20 protein-coding genes are annotated in these 18,790 nt (G+C 65.9%); 12 read left to right on the top strand and 8 right to left on the bottom strand.

The features are described 5' to 3' along the window. Window positions 1-186: 186 nt before the first annotated feature. A complete protein-coding gene (locus tag FOJ82_RS09040; protein ID WP_143938144.1) occupies window positions 187-1,428 on the bottom strand; it encodes an IS256 family transposase in 1,242 nt (413 codons plus the stop codon). A gap of 107 nt (window positions 1,429-1,535) precedes the next feature. Between FOJ82_RS09040 and FOJ82_RS09035 the strand changes: the two genes are divergently transcribed. After that, window positions 1,536-3,050 (top strand): alpha/beta hydrolase-fold protein, encoded by a 1,515-nt coding sequence (locus FOJ82_RS09035; RefSeq protein WP_143938161.1) that lies wholly within the window; start codon window positions 1,536-1,538, stop codon window positions 3,048-3,050. 93 nt (window positions 3,051-3,143) lie between these two features. Here FOJ82_RS09035 and FOJ82_RS09030 read toward each other — a convergent pair whose 3' ends face one another. After that, entirely contained in the window at window positions 3,144-3,605 is a 462-nt protein-coding gene (locus FOJ82_RS09030) for an SRPBCC family protein (RefSeq protein ID WP_143938160.1), read from the bottom strand. Window positions 3,606-3,608: 3 nt separating this feature from the next. Then, window positions 3,609-3,800 (bottom strand): DUF6191 domain-containing protein, encoded by a 192-nt coding sequence (locus tag FOJ82_RS09025; protein WP_143938159.1) that lies wholly within the window; start codon window positions 3,798-3,800, stop codon window positions 3,609-3,611. A gap of 63 nt (window positions 3,801-3,863) precedes the next feature. On the opposite strand from FOJ82_RS09025, the gene FOJ82_RS09020 reads away from it, so the two are divergent. Continuing rightward, on the top strand, window positions 3,864-4,739 hold the full coding sequence (locus tag FOJ82_RS09020) for an aminoglycoside phosphotransferase family protein (RefSeq protein WP_143938158.1): 876 nt from the start codon (window positions 3,864-3,866) through the stop codon (window positions 4,737-4,739). Here the strand turns inward: FOJ82_RS09020 and FOJ82_RS16470 are convergent. Next, window positions 4,732-5,589 carry an AAA family ATPase gene (locus FOJ82_RS16470; RefSeq protein WP_221933084.1) on the bottom strand — a complete coding sequence of 286 codons (858 nt, stop codon included), beginning with the start codon at window positions 5,587-5,589 and terminating at the stop codon, window positions 4,732-4,734. The two genes, FOJ82_RS09020 and FOJ82_RS16470, sit on opposite strands and share 8 nt — an antisense overlap. A gap of 133 nt (window positions 5,590-5,722) precedes the next feature. Between FOJ82_RS16470 and FOJ82_RS09005 the strand changes: the two genes are divergently transcribed. From FOJ82_RS09005 to FOJ82_RS17025, 8 genes are all read left to right on the top strand, one after another. After that, window positions 5,723-6,499 (top strand): ABC transporter ATP-binding protein, encoded by a 777-nt coding sequence (locus FOJ82_RS09005; RefSeq protein WP_143938157.1) that lies wholly within the window; start codon window positions 5,723-5,725, stop codon window positions 6,497-6,499. Next, window positions 6,496-7,254, top strand: a complete 759-nt coding sequence (locus FOJ82_RS09000) for an ABC transporter permease (protein ID WP_143938156.1) — start codon at window positions 6,496-6,498, stop codon at window positions 7,252-7,254. Before FOJ82_RS09005 ends, FOJ82_RS09000 begins: the two co-directional genes overlap by 4 nt. Before the next feature lie 432 nt (window positions 7,255-7,686). Next, complete coding sequence (locus FOJ82_RS08995; protein ID WP_185975698.1) at window positions 7,687-8,517, top strand: alpha/beta fold hydrolase; 831 nt, start codon at window positions 7,687-7,689, stop codon at window positions 8,515-8,517. Window positions 8,518-8,727: 210 nt separating this feature from the next. Next, window positions 8,728-9,198 (top strand): GNAT family N-acetyltransferase, encoded by a 471-nt coding sequence (locus tag FOJ82_RS08990; protein ID WP_143938154.1) that lies wholly within the window; start codon window positions 8,728-8,730, stop codon window positions 9,196-9,198. A 129-nt stretch (window positions 9,199-9,327) separates the two neighbouring features. Next, on the top strand, window positions 9,328-10,509 hold the full coding sequence (locus FOJ82_RS08985) for a sensor histidine kinase (protein WP_185975697.1): 1,182 nt from the start codon (window positions 9,328-9,330) through the stop codon (window positions 10,507-10,509). Then, window positions 10,506-11,129: a response regulator gene (locus tag FOJ82_RS08980; RefSeq protein WP_143938152.1), complete on the top strand. Its 624-nt coding sequence runs from the start codon at window positions 10,506-10,508 to the stop codon at window positions 11,127-11,129. Before FOJ82_RS08985 ends, FOJ82_RS08980 begins: the two co-directional genes overlap by 4 nt. Before the next feature lie 290 nt (window positions 11,130-11,419). After that, window positions 11,420-11,983, top strand: a complete 564-nt coding sequence (locus FOJ82_RS08975) for a GNAT family N-acetyltransferase (protein ID WP_143938151.1) — start codon at window positions 11,420-11,422, stop codon at window positions 11,981-11,983. A gap of 43 nt (window positions 11,984-12,026) precedes the next feature. Continuing rightward, window positions 12,027-12,224: a phosphotransferase-like protein gene (locus tag FOJ82_RS17025; protein ID WP_221933083.1), complete on the top strand. Its 198-nt coding sequence runs from the start codon at window positions 12,027-12,029 to the stop codon at window positions 12,222-12,224. Between the two features lie 256 nt (window positions 12,225-12,480). Here FOJ82_RS17025 and FOJ82_RS08965 read toward each other — a convergent pair whose 3' ends face one another. The 3 genes from FOJ82_RS08965 to FOJ82_RS08955 are packed head-to-tail and all read right to left on the bottom strand — an operon-like array spanning window position 12,481 to window position 15,116. After that, window positions 12,481-14,067 carry a multicopper oxidase family protein gene (locus tag FOJ82_RS08965; RefSeq protein WP_143938149.1) on the bottom strand — a complete coding sequence of 529 codons (1,587 nt, stop codon included), beginning with the start codon at window positions 14,065-14,067 and terminating at the stop codon, window positions 12,481-12,483. Further along, window positions 14,060-14,677, bottom strand: coding sequence for an ABC-2 transporter permease (locus FOJ82_RS08960; RefSeq protein ID WP_143938148.1), 618 nt, complete (start codon window positions 14,675-14,677; stop codon window positions 14,060-14,062). The genes FOJ82_RS08965 and FOJ82_RS08960 overlap by 8 nt, the downstream gene beginning before the upstream one ends. Window positions 14,678-14,693: 16 nt before the next feature. After that, window positions 14,694-15,116 carry a hypothetical protein gene (locus tag FOJ82_RS08955; RefSeq protein ID WP_143938147.1) on the bottom strand — a complete coding sequence of 141 codons (423 nt, stop codon included), beginning with the start codon at window positions 15,114-15,116 and terminating at the stop codon, window positions 14,694-14,696. Between the two features lie 118 nt (window positions 15,117-15,234). Here FOJ82_RS08955 and FOJ82_RS08950 point away from each other — a divergent pair, with 118 nt between their 5' ends. Both FOJ82_RS08950 and FOJ82_RS08945 read left to right on the top strand, forming a co-directional pair. After that, window positions 15,235-16,476, top strand: a complete 1,242-nt coding sequence (locus FOJ82_RS08950) for a sensor histidine kinase (protein ID WP_185975696.1) — start codon at window positions 15,235-15,237, stop codon at window positions 16,474-16,476. After that, window positions 16,473-17,180: a response regulator transcription factor gene (locus tag FOJ82_RS08945; protein ID WP_143938145.1), complete on the top strand. Its 708-nt coding sequence runs from the start codon at window positions 16,473-16,475 to the stop codon at window positions 17,178-17,180. The genes FOJ82_RS08950 and FOJ82_RS08945 overlap by 4 nt, the downstream gene beginning before the upstream one ends. A gap of 57 nt (window positions 17,181-17,237) precedes the next feature. Here the strand turns inward: FOJ82_RS08945 and FOJ82_RS08940 are convergent, their stop codons facing one another. Continuing rightward, window positions 17,238-18,479, bottom strand: coding sequence for an IS256 family transposase (locus tag FOJ82_RS08940; protein ID WP_143938144.1), 1,242 nt, complete (start codon window positions 18,477-18,479; stop codon window positions 17,238-17,240). Between the last annotated feature and the right edge of the window lie 311 nt (window positions 18,480-18,790).

The raw sequence follows: 18,790 nt of genomic DNA, 5'->3' as shown, positions 1-18,790 counted from the left end.
CAACGTTGCATTTCGAACGTAGCATCGGCACGGAGGGGCATGCCCGCTCCTCGACGCATGCAAACCGTTCAAGGAGGAACAGTGACCATCGTTACGCATTCGCAGAGGCGCCCCGGAGGGGATCGAACCCCCGACCGAGGCGGCCAAAGGGTCAAGTCCAGCGGAGTGGTGTAGCGATTCCTTCGGTTAGGCAGTGAGTGCGAGGGGTTCGGTCACATCCTCAACGGGGTTGGTGATGGTGGTGAGTCGGCAACGGGTGAGAACGTCGAGGCCGAGGTAGCGACGGCCTTCTGCCCATTCATCGGTCTGTTCGGCCAAGACTGCGCCGACGAGGCGGATGATCGCCTCCCGGTTGGGGAAGATCCCGACCGAGTCGGTGCGGCGCCGGATCTCCCGGTTCAGGCGTTCGGCAGGATTGTTCGACCAGATCTGGGTCCACACGTCCTTGGGGAAGCCGGTGAACGCAAGCACGTCCGCCCGGGCGGCTTCGAGGTGCTCTGCAACCTGGGGTAGCTTCTCGGCGGTGTAGTCGAGCAGCCGGTCGAACTGCGCCTGGACCGACTTCTTGTCGGGTTGGTCATAGACGGAGTGGAGCATCGCCTTGACCGCCGGCCACATGCTCTTCGGGGTCACGGACATCAGGTTGGCTGCGTAGTGGGTTCTGCAGCGCTGCCAGGAAGCGCCAGGCAGGTTCGCCGCGATCGCCTCCACCAGCCCGGCATGGGCATCGGAGGTGACCAACCGGACCCCAGCCAGGCCACGGGCGACCAGGTCGGCGAAGAACGTGTTCCACGCCGGTTTGGTCTCGGAGGTGGCGACCTGCAAACCCAGGACTTCGCGGTGACCGTCGCCGTTGACGCCCGTGGCCACGAGCACGACGGCGTTGATCACCCTGCCGCCCTCACGGACCTTCATCGTCAACGCGTCAGCTGCGACGAAGGTGAACGGGCCTGCCTCGTCCAACGGGCGGTGCCGGAACTGGTTGACGTGCTCATCGAGGTCAGCAGCCATGCGGGAGACCTGCGACTTCGACAACCCGTCGATGCCCAAGGTCTTGACCAGCTTGTCCATTCGGCGGGTGGAGACGCCGGCGAGGTAGCAGTCGGCGATTACGGTGATCAGGGCCGCTTCGGCGCGTTTGCGTCGCTCCAGCAACCACTCGGGGAAGTAGCTGCCAGAACGGAGCTTCGGGACGGCGACATCGACGGTGCCGACGCGGGTGTCCAGGGGGCGGTGGCGGTAGCCGTTGCGCTGGACCACACGTTCGGGGGTCGCCTGTCCCCATTCGGCGCCGCAGACCTGGTCGGCGTCGGCTGAGAGGAGAGCGTTGATCATGTTCTGCAGCAGCTGGCGCATCATGTCAGGTGATGCTTCGGTCAGCAGGTTGCCCAGCACGCGGGCGGGGTCGACAATGTGAGGAGCGGTCATCGTGGTTGATTTCCTTTGAGAGAGCTGTGAGATGTGAACTCGAAGGATCCCACGGTGACCGCCCTGCCGTCATCGACGGCCACGGCCACTGTGGGGGCTACACCACTATGAGGGACTCAACTGGCCAAAGCCCCCTGACCCGCAGCGCCAAGCTGTTCGGGACCCTTCTCACCGCCCTGGCAATGGCAGTGAGCATGTCCTCGACGTCGGCAATGGCCGACGACGAGGCAGCCCTCACCCCCGGCCCCACGGTCATCGCCGACCCGAACTCGCCGACCGGCTACACCGTGCAGTTCGTCTACCACGACCCCGACGCCACCACCGTGACGTTCGTCGCGGACATCCTGCTGCGGGACTGGGAGGACCGGAGCAACACCACCGTCTACCAACCCGACCAGTACCGGCCCGGTCTGATGCGCGGTGGCGGCGCCTACGAGGCGGCGATGACCGAGGTCGGCGACGGCTACTGGGTCACCGAGGTCCCGCTGGCCGCCGGCGCCAACCAGTACTGGTTCTACGTCGACGGCAACAGGCAGCTGTGGGTCACTGATCCCGCCAACCCGCCGATCTACGCCCCCGACGGCCTGACCGGAACTGCCCGCCGCGCCTTCAACAAGGTCAACGTGCCCTACGACGCCCAGAAGCAGGACTACGCTCCGATGGCGGCGCGCGAGATCGAGAACCCCCGCCCGGGTTCGCCCGAGGCCAACTGGAGCTACGTGCCGTTCGAGGTAAACGGCACCACCCGGACCCTCGGCGTCTACCTGCCGCCGAACTACGACGAGAATCGCAGCACGCCGTACAAGACCATCTACATGCAACACGGCGGCGGCCAGGACCAGTCCGACTGGATGAACATCGGCAGCGTCCCGGTCATCATGGACAACCTGATCCAGGACGGACTCACCGAGCCGGCGGTCGTCATCACGACCAACGCCAACTACCTCGGGTCGGCACAGGACGGGTACCCCAACCTGCGCGAAGTCATCATCCCGTTCGTCGAGAGCAACTACAACGTCTCGTCGCACCCCACGCAACGGGCCTTCGCGGGCCTGTCCATGGGCAGCTTCGTAACGTCCAACATCGTGAACTACGACCCGACGATGTTCGGCTACTACGGTCCCTGGAGTGGCGGAGTCAGCATCAACCCCGACACGCCCAACCTCGCCGTGCCGTACATCCTCTACGGTGGCGGTGCCTGGGACTTCGGCCTGCCGAACCCCGACGCAGTCGCCGTGCGTGACGCAGTCGGAATCGTCGAGAACGTCATGGTGGCCGGAGCCCATGACTTCAACGCCTGGAACCAGCTGTTCACGATCTTCGCTCGCGACTACTTGTGGAAGCCGGGAGCGTTCCTCTCCGACGAGATCGGTCAGCTCCGGGACGGTGTCGCGGACACCAGCCTCACCAAGGGTCTGAAGAACGCGCTCACGGTCAAGCTCGACCAGGCGTACAAGCAGGTCGAGCGGGGCAACACCAGCGGCGCACTGGGTGCGCTGGACGCCTTCGTCGACCAGGTGCAGGCGCTGACCAACCCCGGCAAGCTGTCCGCGGAGGAAGCGGCGGAACTGACCATGACTGCGGAGAAGGTCGTGTTCAACGTGGGTTACTGGAACCAGTGACCCTCTGACGGGGGTGTGGGCGAGTTCGTGTCCACACCCCCGGACCTTCGCCCTCGCCGCCGAGATCGGCCCCGGCCGCTGGCCCGACAAGCTTCACCGGAGTGCTGCCCGCAGCCCCCGCTCGCCGCGCCGCATCAGAGCGCCGTGGGCCCAGGACGCCAGCGGCCGGCTGAACCTGATCGGCAGACGGCCGGAGCAGACGCACCACACGATCTCCATCCGAGTCCCTTGCCCCTGCGCGTGGCAGGTCCAGCTGCCGTGGCCGCGGAGGTCTCCTTCGGCCACGAACTCCGTCCGGTGCGGGGGCTCGACCACCGTCGGTTCGACCTCGAACGCGAGGCTGAAACCCAGCGGGCTCAGGGCCACGAGGGACACCCGGCGCCCGGCTCCCGCACGAGCACGAACGCCCGGCCACCAGTCCGACCAGCCCGCGACGTCGACCAAGGCCTCCCAGGCCCTGTCGACACGGGCGTCGACCAGCCACCGGGACTCGAAGTGGAATGCGCGCGACTCCCCCGGGCGTGCGACGGTGTGGTGGTGGTCCGCGGAGGCCATCCCTCAGGCCTGATCGTCGGTCGGTTCGTCGTCGCGCGGGACCACGTCGATGGTCACGCGGCCCGCCTCGAAGTCCACCGGGGACGGGCCGCCGGGTGCGCCGTCCTCCGACTCCACGAACCGGACCTTCTCGAAGTCCCGCTGCTCGCGGACGTACTGCATCCCCGGCTGGAAGATGGAGAAGAAGTCTGACACGGCGCCTCCTTGCGGTGCTGCCGAGCCTACCCGCGCCCGGCTCCTCCGCACTAGGCTCCGGTCATGCCCGAACTCACTGCCGAGCTCGTCGCCGGCCTCGTCGGGCGCGAGCTGCCACAGTTCGCCCAGCTCGCCGTCGAACCGGTTGAGCCACAGGGCTGGGACAACCGCACCTTCCGGCTCGGTGACGAGCTGTCCGTCCGGATCCCGAGCGCGGACGCCTATGCGGCCGGCATCGAGAAGGAGGACTCGGTCCTGCCCAGGTTGGCGGGGCGGTTGCCGGTCGCGGTGCCGGAGGTGGTCCACTCCGTCGGGCCGTCCGCAGCCCTCCCCCGTCCGTGGTCGGTGAGGCGCTGGCTGCCCGGGAACACTCCTGACGCGACGGCCGGGGTCGACGGCACCGAGCTCGCTCGCGACCTCGGCCGGACCCTGCGCGCGCTTCGCGACGTGCCTGCCGGGGGCGGCCCGTGGGCCGGTCGGCACTCATTCCTGCGCGGGACGCATCCCAGCGCGTACGCGGACGAGGTCCAGCGCTGCCTCGGGGATCCGGCCCATTCGGGGCAGGCAGCAGCCGCGCGGGCGATCTGGCGCGAGGGCACTTCCAGCGCGTGGTCGGCGGATCCCGTCTGGTTCCACGGCGACGTCGCCGTCGGGAACCTGCTCGTGGACGCCGACGGCCGGCTCAGCGCCCTGATCGACTTCGGGACCTGCGGCGTCGGCGATCCGGCCTGCGACCTGGTCGCCGCCTGGACGATGTTCGACGGCTCCGACCGGCGAGTCTTCCGGGAGACCGTCGGGCTCGACGACGACACGTGGCGCCGGGCGCGAGCCTGGGCGTTGTGGAAGGCGCTGGTCACTGTCGCGGACCCGGACAGCCCACTCTTCGACGTCCATTCCCGCGCCCTTCCGGAGATCCTCGACGACCCGGTGGTCAGCTGACCACGGTGAGCGGCCCCTCCTCAGGGGTCGGCGGCTGGAAGTTGTCGAAGTAGCGGGCAGCCGTCTCGTGGTCGAGCTCGAAGTCGTCCCCGTCGCCACCAGCCCGCTCACGGATCCGGGCGAGGACGGTCTCGCGGTCGGTGGCGAGGTAGACCGTCTCGGGAACCAACCCGTGCTGCTCGACGACGGCGCGCCACTCGTCGCGCATCCGGCGGGACCAGAACGAGAAGTCGAGCACGACGTCGCGGCCCTCCTGCAGCAGGCGCTCGAGCTCCGACCTCAGTTGCCGCGCGATCTGCCGGTGCACCTCGGCCGGAAGCGGCATGCTGCGATGCCCGAGCTCCCATGCCGTCTGGTCGAACGACAGCCTCGCCATGCCCTCGGCTTCCAGCCGGCGCGCCCGGGTGGACTTGCCCGAGCCCGCCGGGCCGCACATGAAGACGACTCGCTGCATGCCGGCAATTGTCACACGCAGGGCCCGCACCTGTCTGTCGCGGCGCAGTCGCAACGGGAGCGCAACGTTGTCGTAGACCGTCAGTGAGGGCAGGAGGTTGTAGGTCTGGAATACGAACCCGAACTGATCTCGTCGGACCTGACTGAGGCGACGCTCGGACAGCAGGGTCAAGTCCTGGCCGCCCAGTAGGACGCCGCCGCTCGTCGGCGGACGTAACCCTGCTGCTACGTGAAGCAGAGTGCTCTTGCCAGATCCTGATGTGCCCATGATGGCTGTCACCTGCTGCGGCTCGAAGGACTCCGAGAGCGGTGCAAACAGTTCGTAACCGGTGGCGCGTCCTCCGACCCGGACCGACACTGCCTTGAGTTCCAAGGAGGATTGGTTGGTGGCTGTCATGTGCCCCACCTTGGTCGAACCCCCACCTCTGCTGATCGGACGTTCATCCAATTCCGAGTCCGCCGATTGGGTGGGGGGAGGCCTGGCCACCTCCCTGATGTTTCTGCAGGGAGCACGGCGAAACATGGAATGCATGATCAGAACAACACCCTCTCATCAGCCCGTCATCGCCGTGCGAGGGCTGCGCAAGGCCTTCGGCCCTAAGGTCGCCGTTGCCGATGTCTCCTTCGCAGTGGACGCCGGTGAGATCTTCGGCCTCCTCGGTCCCAATGGTGCTGGAAAGACGACCACGGTCGAATGCATCAGCGGAATGCTTGAGTCAGACGACGGTGGCATCAGCGTCCTCGGGCGGCACCCCTCCCAAGAGGGGACGGTCCTGCGCTCCCTGGTCGGCTACCAGATGCAGACGAGCGCCTTGCCCTCCACTCTGCGCGTTGAGGAGGCCCTACGCGTCTTCGCCTCCTTCTATCCCAAGCCCGCAGCAGTACCGGAACTGCTCGACACGGTGGGGCTGACCCACCGGAGGAAGGCAGCTTTCAGCGCACTGTCGGGTGGCGAGCGCCAGCGGCTGTCCATAGCCTTGGCCCTCATCGGCAATCCCCGGGTCGCCATCCTCGACGAGTTGACCACCGGCCTCGATCCCCAAGGCCGCCGCGACGTGTGGGCGTTGGTCGAGCGAATTCGCGCGTCTGGGATCACCGTCCTGCTCGTGAGCCACTTCCTCGATGAAGTCGAACGACTCTGCGACCGCTTGGCGATCATCGCCGACGGTCGGACCATCTTCGACGGCACCCCTGAGCACCTGATTGCCCGCGCTGCGGAGGCAAACCCGGAGATCGACAACCTCGAGGACGCCTACCTTGCGCTGGTCGATGCCAACCAGACCCACTACGAAGGAGCATCCGCATGAACGCCCTCAGCGCCCTGACGCGCATGGAGACGACCCTCCTGTTGCGCAACCCGAACGCCCTCTTCATGGCACTCGCTTTCCCCGCGGCCCTCCTCCTGGTGCAGGGATTTGTTATCCCCGGCACCCGCGAACCCGTCACGGGGATCAGCGATCCAGTGTTCGAGGGTCTGCGCGTCATCGACCTCTTCGTCCCCATTGCCCTCACGGTCGTGCTGGGCAGCGTCGCGCTGACGAACTTCCCCTCCGCGATGGGCGGCTATCGGGAACTGGGCGTGCTGCGCCGCTTGGGCAGCACGCCGGTGGGCCCGCACCGCGTACTCGGGGCCCAGTTGATCGTGTCTGCTGCATCGCTCCTTGCCGGGGCAGTCGCAGCGACCGGCGTGGCGATGGCGCTCCTCGGCGCACAGGCACCGCGATCAGTTCCGCTCGTGCTCGCCACCTTCTGCCTCGCGGCAGTCGCGATGCTGTCGCTCGGCGCCATCGTCGCAGCCCGTGCATCCAGCGCCCAGAACGCCAACGGGATCGGCATGCTGATCTTCATCGCCTCCCTCTTCAGCGCCGGGGTCTGGACGCCCGGACCGCTCATGAACGAAACCTTGCGTCAGATCGCGGGGTTCACACCGCTCGGTGCAGCCTCCCAGTCGCTGTCGGCAGCCTGGTACGGACAGCCCTTCCCTTGGGCGCAGCTCCTCGTGCTCCTCGGCTGGGCCGTGCCCTGTGCACTCATCGCTTACCGGACATTCCGCTGGCGCTAGGCCGTGTTGCCAAACCCGATTCGGTGATTCGTGGGTGAGGTCTTGGTTCGTGTCTCGCGGTGTGATTTCTGATGAGGCATGCACATCGCCGGAAGAAGCGCGGACGTCGATCGGCTTTGGTGACGCGCAGAAGCTCCGCTACCGCGGGCTAACGTGGTGGAGTGCTGCTTCGGGTAACTCGGGCAATGGCGGGGCATCGCGATGGGATCAGACAAACTCGCCCGCAACTACCACGCGGGACTCTGCTTCGCTGCCACCCTCCACTGGGTTGGCACCGCACGCTAGAGCGTGTGGGCCGTGCTCGCAGATACGCACACCACTCTGGCAAGAAGGTTGAGGCCGCCCTGTTACCGCATGATGAGAGGACCTGATCCGCCATAGAATCGGATGATGCCGTCCCCTCTTTCTGTGAGTCGCCCGTCAGGCCGGTCATTGACCGGTCTCATCCACGGTCCCGAGGATGGGACGCCGATCCTGTACATCGCCGGGGCGGGAACCGGCAAGTCCATGGTGTTTGGTGAGGATCTACTCGATACCCGCGGGATTCGGCTCATCACGATGGATCGTCCTGGCATGGGCAGTTCGGGTGCCGACCCCACACGCACCCCGGCGTCGACAGCGGACGACTATCGCGCCTTCGTCGCGGTCGCGCTCGGCGTGACCAACCCCACCGTTCCCATCGTCGCGAACTCGCAGGGCGCGCTGTTCGGTCTCGCCGCGGCCGCCCAGGGGTGGGCACAGACTCTTGTTCTAGCTTCGCCAGCAGACGAAGTGGCCAATCCGTCAGTGCGCGAGCTACTCCCCGAGGCTGCGCGTGCTCTGCCCGATCTCGTGCAGGGCACACCGGACGCGGCTCGGGATCTGCTGGGTTCCTTCACCCCGCATGCCATGCGCACCATGGTCCTCGATGGGGCCGACGCGAAGGACCGCGCCGTATATACCACATCCGCCTTCGACGCTCTCTATCAGACCGCCCTCGCAGAGGGGTTTGCTGGAGACGGCGGAGGCTACGTCGCCGACACGATGATGGCGACCACGCCCTGGCCCGTCGATCTGGCCGCGATCACGACTCCTGTCACTGTGCTATTCGGAGCCCGTGACCGAGTGCACTCGCCCGATCACGGCGCACTCCTCACAACCCGGATCCCGCACGCTCGACGAGTAGTGGTAAGCGAAGCTGGCGGAGCACTCCTCTGGACCCACTCGGGCCTGGTGTTCGATATGGCACTCCAGCTACCCGGCTCACCACCCGAAACTCTTTAGCAACACGCCCAAGGCGATGATCAACAGCGGAAGTAGACCCGTTCCTCGAGCATCGGTAGCCGCGCCTTCGACGAAGCCCACGGGCGATCCGTCCGCTTCGTTGGAGGGAGCGGGCCGTTCGGCGCGTCCCTCTCGATCAGCCATTCGGGGGATTCGAGGTCCGCCCGACTTTCCGATGTGTGATTCCCGTGCGGCCGCGAGGATGAAGTCATGACTGCGAACATCGAGACCTTCGTCCCAGAGGACTTCGAGCCTCCCCTGATGCTGACTCATGAGCACTTCCGCCTGGAGCCGCTCGGGCCCCAGCACAATGAGGCAGACCGCGCAGCCTGGATGTCGAGCATCGATCACATCCGGTCGACGCCTGGATACCCGGACGGCAACTGGCCCCCGCCCGAGGGGATGACCCCCGGGCGCAACCTGCGTGACCTTGTCCGCCATGCGGATGACTTCACCGCCCGCAAGGGTTTCACATTCACGGTCCTGGATCCGGCTGACGGCGACGTGATCGGTTGTGTGTACCTCTACCCGTCGCCCTCGCCCGAGCATGACGTCGTCGCGCAATCCTGGGTACGTGCCGACCGCGAACACCTCGACGTGCCATTGGCCAGAGCGGTGGCCCGATGGATGGAGACCGACTGGCCTTGGAGCCGCATCGACTACGAGGGCCGCTGGTCCTGAACCACGAGTCAGAGGCCGTCTGCGTGGGCATCCGTGTATAGTCGTCGGCCTTCCGCCGGAGGTGAGAGCCGCATGGTCAACCCCCAAGACGCCACACGATGGGAGCGGAGAACGCCCCACGCCATACTCATGTTGCTTGGACTCGCCTCGCTGATTGCGTCCGCGACGGCCAGCCTCTTCGGCGTCCACACGCCGACGTGGCTCATCGTCCAAGCAGTCCTCGTCCTTGCAGTTGGGTCCTGGTCCTGGTGGTGGACTATCGCCCATCCCCACTGGCGCCGCGACCCCGACAGGATGGCCATCCACTTTGCGGGCCGCTCGATCGTGGCCTTCATCCTGACGTGGATCAACCCGTTCTTCGGGATTTACGCATGGGTGGGCTATCTCGACCTAGGAGAACTCAAGCATCCGGCGCGGCGGCGGCTCGGCATGTTCGCGGTCGCCGTGACACTGGCCGGCTCCCAGTCCGGCGGGTTCCCGATTGCGGGGGTGCTCCAAGGAGCCATCTTCTTGGTGCTCCTTGCCGTCAACATTGGGTTGGTTCTGCTCCTGGACCACCTGCAGGCTCAGATCAGGAGGCGCACCGAGGAACAGGTCGCAATGATCGAACAGCTGGGGCGTCTCAACGAGGATTTGGAGAGTGCCGCACGAGAGAACGCTGAGCTGCACAAGACCGTGGTCGAGCAGGCGCGGGAGGCTGGCATCCTCGATGAGCGACAGCGGCTGGCCCGTGAGATCCATGACACCATTGCGCAGAGCCTGGCCGGGGCGCTGGCCCAACTGCAGGCCGTCCAATCCAGTGGTGAACCGAACGCCCGCGTGGAGCGGGCCACCGCTCTCGTCCGCAGTGCGCTCGGTGACGCTCGGCGATCTGTGCTGGATCTCTCGCCCGAGCCACTGAGTTCCACGGGGTTGGCCGAGGCGGTCATGACGTTGGTTGAGGAGTGGCGCGGGGACCATTCTCCCCAGGCACGCGTAATTGTGACCGGCAACGTGCGTGCGCTGCATCCAGAGGTCGAAGCCACCGTGCTGCGTGTCGCCCAAGAGGCGCTGGCCAACGTCGGCAAGCACGCTGATGCCGACCGAGTGGGCGTGACGCTGACCTATGACACTGATCAGGTGGTGCTGGACGTGCGGGACGACGGATCGGGCTTCGATCCGGCTGGAGACGTGGGTTCCACGTCGTTCGGCTTGCGCGGCATGCGACAACGTGCAGACCGTCTCAACGGGATCCTCAACCTCGAAACCTGCCCTGGGAGCGGCACCGCCATCTCCCTGCACTTACCTGCTCTACCCAAGGAGGCAGCATGATTCGCGTTCTGGTAGTCGACGACCACCCCGTCGTGCGCGACGGGGTATCCGCCACCATCTCAGCCGATCCCGGCGTGGAGGTCGTAGGCCAAGCGTCGGACGGCCCACAGGCTGTCGAGATGGCCGCCGCCCTGCAACCCGACGTCGTCATCATGGACCTTCGCATGCCGGGCGGCGGAGGGGTGGATGCGGTGCGGGCAATGAAGGACCGCGGTCTTCCCGCCGCAGTGCTGGTGCTGACCACGTTCGACACGGATTCAGACACCGTGGCAGCCATCGAGGCAGGAGCCAGCGGCTACCTGCTCAAGGATTCTTCCGCGGAAACCCTGCTCAACGCCATCCGGGCCACAGTGGCGGGGGAGACGGTGCTGTCGCCTGCGATCGCCACACGACTCGCTTCACATGTGCGTAGTCCGGAGACCCGTGCGAATCTGAGCGCCAGGGAGCGCGAAGTCTTGCGTCTGGTGGCCAAGGGCATGGCCAACCGATTGATCGCGAGGGAACTGTTCGTCAGCGAGGCGACCATCAAGACGCACCTGACCCACATCTTCGAGAAGCTGGGAGTCGTGGACCGTGCTGCTGCCGTTGCTGCTGCGTATGAGCTGGGCATCCTGGGCTGACCCATCAATTGGCGGACCCACAACGGCCTTGAAAAGAGGGATGCCGTACTGGCCGATTGACCGATTGCCCACGCCGACGTAGCCGGGAGTCTGGAATATGAACCACTTCCCAAACATTGGAGTCCCCCATGTTTCCCGCCCTTGGGATCCTCCGCTCGGAGGATGCCCACTGACGAGAGTCGGCCACAGGGAGAGTCCGCACCGTCGGACCTCGCCGAAGGCGACGAGCCCGACGCGCCGCAGAGAAGAAGACCCAGGCAACACCATCCAACTGAGAAAGGACAAGCCCCATGCTTGACGCCTCAAAGCTCCCACTGGCCAATGAAGTTGCCCGGCTTCGCGAACTCACCCATGCTGATGCGGCAGCCTACGCTGCAGGGACCGAGGACGCCGCGGTCCGTGCCTACGCGCACCTGCCCGCTCCCGAATACACCACTGAGTCCGTGATCGAGATGATCGACGGCGAAGTCGGACTCGGGCTCGACCGGGGGGATCTGGCCGTCCTCGCCGTCGCACACGAAGCGACGAACGAATTTGCCGGCAGCCTTGTGCTCTTCGACCTGACGGATGCCCAAGCCGAAGTGGGTTTCTGGGTGCATCCCGCATCCCGCGGTCGTGGCATGTCCGGGGCTGCCCTCGAACTGGCAGCGCGCTTCTCCCAACTGAGCGGGCTCTCGAAGCTGACGGCACGAACCGTCATCGACAACGCGGGGTCGCAACGGGTGCTTGCCGCAGCCGGCTTCGAGTTGATCGGAAGCGCCTCAGGAACGACCCCTTCCGGGGACGTCGCTGAGTTGCTCCATTACGAGCTCTCTCTTCCCTCCAAGGAGGCCCAATCGACGAGGACGCGATGACGATCCCGGCCATGGATCAACCCGCCCGGATGCATCCTTCGTGATGACGCAGGTGATTGTTCTCAATGGCGGTTCAAGCTCAGGTAATTCCGGAATCGTCCGCTGCCTCCAGCACGTCCTGCCGAGGCCGTGGATCAGTATGGCCATTGACGACCTCATCAATCAGTTGCCGTCGTCAATGCTGGGATCAGGCGGTGGGATCGCGTTCGGTGAGCAGGGCGAGGCTGCAACTCGGAGGTGACTTCCACGCCGTTGCAGACGCCTGGACGCGGGCAATTGCAGGCCATGGCGAAGGCTGGCGCAGGCATGATCATCGACGATGTGTGGACTGACGCCGCGAGACCCCTTGAACGCATCCGGGTCAACATCGCTCCCATGCCTCACATGCCCGTCCGGTCGGCTTGTGCCCGGACGAGCTGATGCCGGGTGTCCAAGACCTCGTGAGCCGCCTGGTTAGGCGCGACGACCACGATTCGAGGACGAAAATCCGAGGCATCTCAGACGACCTCGAAGTTCGCCATCATCATCATGTCCTCGTGTTCGAGGTTGTGGCAGTGGAAGACGTACCTGCCGCGGTAGCCGTCGAATCGGATGAGCAGTTCCGCCCTGCCGCCGGTGTCGAGGTTCACGGTGTCCTTCCACCCCTGGTTGTAGCGGCCGGGATCGTCGTTGCCGTCGCGTCCGATGACTTGGAAAGGGGCGAGGTGGATGTGGAACGGGTGCTCGACGTTCTGTGCCCGGATGGTCCACTTCTCGGTCGCGCCGAGCTCAGGATGCGCGACGATCGTGTCGGGGCTGAACGGTTGTCCATTCACCGTCCACAGGGTCGTTCCGTGGGCTTGTGCGCCGCCTCGGGCGAAGACGAACTCCCGCTCGACGCTCACGTCGTCTTCTGAGAGATTTTCGAGGTCGGCGAGTCGATCCGGCACGACACTCGTGTCAGCCTCCCGGCGGGCGACGACGAACCGCATGACTTGGGCCGTGCCCCCGCTGCCGTTCTCGTTGACCATCGTGATCTGATCGCCGACGTCATGGCCTGAGAAGTCCACGATCACGTCGAACCTCTCGGCTTGGGCGATGTCGATCGCGTCGTGCTCGACGGGGGCGGAGAGCAGTCCCTGGTCGCTGCCGATCTGGACGAAGCGGGGCCCGCCGTCGAGGCGGAGGCGGTAGCGGCGGGCGTTGGAGGCGTTGAGGATGCGGAGCCGGTACTTGGCGTCGGACACTTCCAACACCGGCCAAGCGGCACCGTTGACGAGGATGCAGTCGCCGAGGACGCCGCTCATGTAGCCGTCGGTCACCCCTGGGGTGCTGGTGAGGGTGGGATCGACCGAGGGGTAGAGGAAGGACCCGTCGGCGGCGAAGGCACGATCAAGGATCATCAGCGGAATGTCCCGCTCACCGGAGGGAAGGCTGAGCGAGTCCTCGGTATCGTCGTGGATGAGGTGGAAGCCGGCCAAGCCCCGGTAGACCTGAGGGCCTGTGAAGTCCATCCGGTGGTCGTGGTACCACAGCGTCGCGGCGGGCTGATCCATCTCGTACACGTATTCCTTGCTGCCGACAACGCCGGTACCACCGTGCCCGGAGTGCCCGCCCGCACCGCTGGCCGACAGGATGAGATCAGTCGGGTACCCGTCATGCTCGGGTGCCGTCTTGCCTCCGTGCAGATGCACCGACACCGGCACCGGTAGCTCATTCCGATGAGTCACGACGGTGCGCCGCCCGCTACGGGAGACGATGGTCGGGCCGGGCAGGATGCCGTTGTACCCCCACACCTCGGTCTTGAGCCCCTCGAGGATCGCGGCCTGCCCGACCTTCTGCGTGACCTCGAAATAGTCCGTGGTCCCGTCGCGGTGGACCGGTTCTAGCACGGGCGGGATCGGCAGCCGGGAGCGGAACGCTTCGGGAAGCGGCACCTCGCTCTCCAGCACGCGCCCTGCGCTTCCCTGTGTGCTGTTGTTGAAACCGCCGCTGTCGATCCCGCACGCGGCCAGCAGGTTCGACAATGCGACACCGGCCACGGTGGCCCCACCGATCTTCAGCCCCGTGCGGCGGGACAGGCCGCCGCGATGCGACTCACTCATCGGTCGCCCTCTCCGACGTGCGTCTCGTACTCCGGTGGTGGATCAGGACCGCGACAACAGCTCCAAGCACTGCGAAGACGGGCATGAGAAAGCCGAGAACGATGCCGGGGCCGGGCGGGATGGTCCCGTTGCTGAAGAAGGCAGTCGCCAGGAGGTCTTGCACGATGAGCGCGAGCAGCACCCCACCGATGACACCGAGCGCGCCGATTCCGACTTTTCGCATCACATTTCCTTTTCGTTGATTGCCTTCCACGGAGGCGGATGGTCGGGGCCGGTCGGTCGCGGATTTCCGTGTGCGCCGTGCGGGGTATCGGTGGTCGATCACGAGTGCGATGGCCACGCCCGCGACAGCGAGAGTGATGGTGACCGCACCCAAGAGGAGCGCCACGACGAGCGGAGGGTCGCCGGGCACGATGAAACGAGCCACGAGGCCGACGAGTAGACCACCGATCAGGCCGAGTAGTCCGACCCCGAATTTGCGTAGGAGCGTTGTTCTCCGGCCGGTGTTCCCTGCCGGGGCCGTACCGGGCGAGGCATCGGTGCGTGTCTCATCGGCTATGCGCTCATCCGAGTCGTGCGGATCGCGAGGCTCGCGGGGCGTGTTGCTCATTGGTCTGCGTCCCGGCTCAGCGCGACTCGGTGGCGACACGGGAACGAACGCCTCGTAGTCCCTGCAGCAGGAGCGCCAGTCCACCGGCGGCCAGACCCCAGATTGCGTTGGTCAGCAAGACCGGGATGATCGCGATCCGTATGGCGAGCGGGCCTTGGAGCTCACCGGTGAGGATCGGGGAGAGGATGCCGCTGAGGATGATGGAGAGCACCGCGTAGGTGAGCCCGGTGAACAGCAAGGTCAGCACAGGATGGGCAGTCTTGCTCAGGCCGACGACCGCGATCCAGACGGCGGAGATGACGAGGGTGATGATGATCGGCACCACTGGAGGGTCGCTGACATCGAGCTGATGCTCCACCATGCTCACGAGCGGCCTGACCAGCGCGAGCGCGCCGAGACCGGCGATGAGCGACCATTGAAGTGACTTGATTGTGTTCATGCCAGCAACGCTAGAAACGCACTCGCGTCCTCACAACCGCCTCGGCTCTCGACCTGTGTCTCCTCCAGTCTCATCTTGGGTACGTCGAGAAGCGACACCTGGCACCGCCTGGAGGCTCATGACTGGAACGCTGCCTGCCCGTAGCCTTGGCGGTATGGATGAACGATCTTCGGCGCCTGGCCGTGAGCCGGTGGGCGATGATCGCCGCACCGGGCATGCGGCGCCGTGGGTCGTCGACGCGCTGCTGGGAACAGCTGTGACTCTCGCGCTCGCCCTCATCATCGCGACAGGCTCGGGCGGCGCCAAGTCGCCGGATGTCATCGCCTACCTGTTCGCGGCCGGCTTCGGCGCTCTGATGCTACTGCGCCGGAGGATGCCGCGGACGGTGCTCGTTCTCAGCGTGCTCGGGATGTTCGCCTACTACAGCCTCGACTACCCGCCGATCGGCGTCGCGGTGCCTGTACTTGCCGCTCTGTTCTCCGCAGCCGAGGCCGGGCTCATGCTGTGGTCGACGGGAGCAACATTCGTCGTGTTCGCCGTCTCCATGTTCTACCGGGTCTACGACGACGAAGAGGCGATCGGGTTCCTTCTCGGCTACGAGTCCGTTTCCAACATCGCTCTGTTCTCCGCGGCGATCGCGCTCGGGTACAGCGTTCGAGCCCGTCGCCTCCGTGCAGCTCAGCAGGCCAAGATTGCCCTGCTCACCGAAGCGCAACTCGCCCGTGAGGCGGAGCTACGAATGCAGAGCGAACGTGAGCGAATCTCCCGAGAGCTGCACGACACGATCGGTCACACCATGTCGGTCATCTCCATCCAAGCAGGGGTGGGTGCCGAAGCAGTCGGGCAGGACGATCGCGCCGTCAGCGATGCCCTCGACCGCATTCGGTCAGCCAGCACACGATCGATGCAAGAGCTCCGCTCGATGGTGCGCATCCTGCGTTCGACCTCCGATCGCGACGAGACACGGAGCATCCAATCGCTCTCGGCCGTGGAAGAGCTCGCGGACGCCGCCAGAGGTGCCGGCGTCGAGGTCACGACCGACATCACCGCAACCCACTCGGAGGTGTCCGCACCGGTCGACGCGGCGGCATACCGAGTGATCCAAGAGTCGATCACCAACGTCGTCCGCCACGCCGGCGCCACGCACGCGCAGGTGAAGGTCGGCATCCGTGACGGCCGACTCCACATCAGTGTCACCGACAACGGACGGGGAGCGGAGACCGGTGCCGGTGCGACGGGCGGGTATGGCATGGCTGGAATGAGCGAACGAGTCAGGCTGCTCGGCGGTTCGTTGACCACGCGCTCCTTCCCGGGCGCCGGTTTCGCCGTCGAGGCCACCATCCCCGCGAGGCTGCCATGATCCGCGTCGTGTTGGTCGATGACCAGGAACTCGTCCGAACGGGTCTACGCACTCTCGCCGAACATGACAGCGACATTGAGGTCGTCGCCGAAGCAGACAACGGCCGCGCCGGCATCAGCGCGGTACGCGAGCACCGGCCGGATGTCGTGCTCATGGACATCCGCATGCCGCAGATGGACGGGATCGCCGCGACGCGGGCAATCGTGACCGACCCTTCGCTCCTGAACGTGCGGGTCGTGGTGCTGACGACCTTCGATGAGGACGAGAACGTGCTGGCAGCGATCCGGGCGGGATCGGCCGGCTATCTCCTCAAAGACATCGCCCCCACCGAGCTGCGAAGCGCGATCCGCACCGTCGCAGCCGGCGACTCCCTATTGTCGCCGGCGATCACGCGAAAGGTCATGGGCACGCTGGCCGAAGTCCCAACCACCAGCACCCGCCCGGCTCTGCTCGATTCGCTGACCGACCGCGAACGCGAGGTCCTCGCCCGGATCGGCCTCGGCGAATCGAACGAGGAGGTTGGCGCCAGCCTCCACATCAGCCCTGCCACCGCGCGCACCTACGTCAGCCGACTCCTGACCAAGCTCTCCGCCCGCGACCGATCGCAACTCGTGATCCTTAGCTACGAATCAGGGCTCATCCGCCCCGGTGAAACAGCCACAACGGTTACCCCAGGGTTGGGCAGGAAAAAGGGCGAATCATGAGTCATTCCACGAAACGAGAGGGTCAAGTCCAGCGGAGTGGTGTAGCGATTCCTTCGGTTAGGCAGTGAGTGCGAGGGGTTCGGTCACATCCTCAACGGGGTTGGTGATGGTGGTGAGTCGGCAACGGGTGAGAACGTCGAGGCCGAGGTAGCGACGGCCTTCTGCCCATTCATCGGTCTGTTCGGCCAAGACTGCGCCGACGAGGCGGATGATCGCCTCCCGGTTGGGGAAGATCCCGACCGAGTCGGTGCGGCGCCGGATCTCCCGGTTCAGGCGTTCGGCAGGATTGTTCGACCAGATCTGGGTCCACACGTCCTTGGGGAAGCCGGTGAACGCAAGCACGTCCGCCCGGGCGGCTTCGAGGTGCTCTGCAACCTGGGGTAGCTTCTCGGCGGTGTAGTCGAGCAGCCGGTCGAACTGCGCCTGGACCGACTTCTTGTCGGGTTGGTCATAGACGGAGTGGAGCATCGCCTTGACCGCCGGCCACATGCTCTTCGGGGTCACGGACATCAGGTTGGCTGCGTAGTGGGTTCTGCAGCGCTGCCAGGAAGCGCCAGGCAGGTTCGCCGCGATCGCCTCCACCAGCCCGGCATGGGCATCGGAGGTGACCAACCGGACCCCAGCCAGGCCACGGGCGACCAGGTCGGCGAAGAACGTGTTCCACGCCGGTTTGGTCTCGGAGGTGGCGACCTGCAAACCCAGGACTTCGCGGTGACCGTCGCCGTTGACGCCCGTGGCCACGAGCACGACGGCGTTGATCACCCTGCCGCCCTCACGGACCTTCATCGTCAACGCGTCAGCTGCGACGAAGGTGAACGGGCCTGCCTCGTCCAACGGGCGGTGCCGGAACTGGTTGACGTGCTCATCGAGGTCAGCAGCCATGCGGGAGACCTGCGACTTCGACAACCCGTCGATGCCCAAGGTCTTGACCAGCTTGTCCATTCGGCGGGTGGAGACGCCGGCGAGGTAGCAGTCGGCGATTACGGTGATCAGGGCCGCTTCGGCGCGTTTGCGTCGCTCCAGCAACCACTCGGGGAAGTAGCTGCCAGAACGGAGCTTCGGGACGGCGACATCGACGGTGCCGACGCGGGTGTCCAGGGGGCGGTGGCGGTAGCCGTTGCGCTGGACCACACGTTCGGGGGTCGCCTGTCCCCATTCGGCGCCGCAGACCTGGTCGGCGTCGGCTGAGAGGAGAGCGTTGATCATGTTCTGCAGCAGCTGGCGCATCATGTCAGGTGATGCTTCGGTCAGCAGGTTGCCCAGCACGCGGGCGGGGTCGACAATGTGAGGAGCGGTCATCGTGGTTGATTTCCTTTGAGAGAGCTGTGAGATGTGAACTCGAAGGATCCCACGGTGACCGCCCTGCCGTCATCGACGGCCACGGCCACTGTGGGGGCTACACCACTATGAGGGACTCAACTAACGAGAGAGGGGCTGCGCCCGTCAGGTCACACCACGACACGAGTGCGCGGACACTTCTGGTCGGCCCATCGCCATCTGTTCTGGAGCGTCTCTCGACATCTGGGGCCCACCCGAGTCTGCGTACCCGCGGGGCCGATCATCTTCTACGCTGCGTGGGCCGGCTCGCCAGCCCTTGAGCGTCTCGTCGA

This window comes from Tessaracoccus rhinocerotis, from assembly GCF_007197885.1.
Taxonomy (GTDB): domain Bacteria; phylum Actinomycetota; class Actinomycetes; order Propionibacteriales; family Propionibacteriaceae; genus Arachnia; species Arachnia rhinocerotis.
The sequence above is the reverse complement of the archived record's forward strand: the minus strand, read 5'-3'. Positions and strand labels throughout refer to the sequence as shown.

Excerpts from the sequence above, each read along its gene's own strand:
- FOJ82_RS09040 (WP_143938144.1), bottom strand. The coding sequence starts at position 1,428 with ATGACCGCTCCTCACATTGTCGACCCCGCCCGCGTGCTGGGCAACCTG.
- FOJ82_RS09035 (WP_143938161.1), top strand. The coding sequence starts at position 1,536 with ATGAGGGACTCAACTGGCCAAAGCCCCCTGACCCGCAGCGCCAAGCTG.
- FOJ82_RS09030 (WP_143938160.1), bottom strand. The coding sequence starts at position 3,605 with ATGGCCTCCGCGGACCACCACCACACCGTCGCACGCCCGGGGGAGTCG.
- FOJ82_RS09020 (WP_143938158.1), top strand. The coding sequence starts at position 3,864 with ATGCCCGAACTCACTGCCGAGCTCGTCGCCGGCCTCGTCGGGCGCGAG.
- FOJ82_RS16470 (WP_221933084.1), bottom strand. The coding sequence starts at position 5,589 with ATGACAGCCACCAACCAATCCTCCTTGGAACTCAAGGCAGTGTCGGTC.
- FOJ82_RS09005 (WP_143938157.1), top strand. The coding sequence starts at position 5,723 with ATGATCAGAACAACACCCTCTCATCAGCCCGTCATCGCCGTGCGAGGG.
- FOJ82_RS09000 (WP_143938156.1), top strand. The coding sequence starts at position 6,496 with ATGAACGCCCTCAGCGCCCTGACGCGCATGGAGACGACCCTCCTGTTG.
- FOJ82_RS08990 (WP_143938154.1), top strand. The coding sequence starts at position 8,728 with ATGACTGCGAACATCGAGACCTTCGTCCCAGAGGACTTCGAGCCTCCC.
- FOJ82_RS08985 (WP_185975697.1), top strand. The coding sequence starts at position 9,328 with ATGTTGCTTGGACTCGCCTCGCTGATTGCGTCCGCGACGGCCAGCCTC.
- FOJ82_RS08980 (WP_143938152.1), top strand. The coding sequence starts at position 10,506 with ATGATTCGCGTTCTGGTAGTCGACGACCACCCCGTCGTGCGCGACGGG.
- FOJ82_RS08975 (WP_143938151.1), top strand. The coding sequence starts at position 11,420 with ATGCTTGACGCCTCAAAGCTCCCACTGGCCAATGAAGTTGCCCGGCTT.
- FOJ82_RS17025 (WP_221933083.1), top strand. The coding sequence starts at position 12,027 with ATGACGCAGGTGATTGTTCTCAATGGCGGTTCAAGCTCAGGTAATTCC.
- FOJ82_RS08965 (WP_143938149.1), bottom strand. The coding sequence starts at position 14,067 with ATGAGTGAGTCGCATCGCGGCGGCCTGTCCCGCCGCACGGGGCTGAAG.
- FOJ82_RS08960 (WP_143938148.1), bottom strand. The coding sequence starts at position 14,677 with ATGAGCAACACGCCCCGCGAGCCTCGCGATCCGCACGACTCGGATGAG.
- FOJ82_RS08955 (WP_143938147.1), bottom strand. The coding sequence starts at position 15,116 with ATGAACACAATCAAGTCACTTCAATGGTCGCTCATCGCCGGTCTCGGC.
- FOJ82_RS08950 (WP_185975696.1), top strand. The coding sequence starts at position 15,235 with ATGACTGGAACGCTGCCTGCCCGTAGCCTTGGCGGTATGGATGAACGA.
- FOJ82_RS08945 (WP_143938145.1), top strand. The coding sequence starts at position 16,473 with ATGATCCGCGTCGTGTTGGTCGATGACCAGGAACTCGTCCGAACGGGT.
- FOJ82_RS08940 (WP_143938144.1), bottom strand. The coding sequence starts at position 18,479 with ATGACCGCTCCTCACATTGTCGACCCCGCCCGCGTGCTGGGCAACCTG.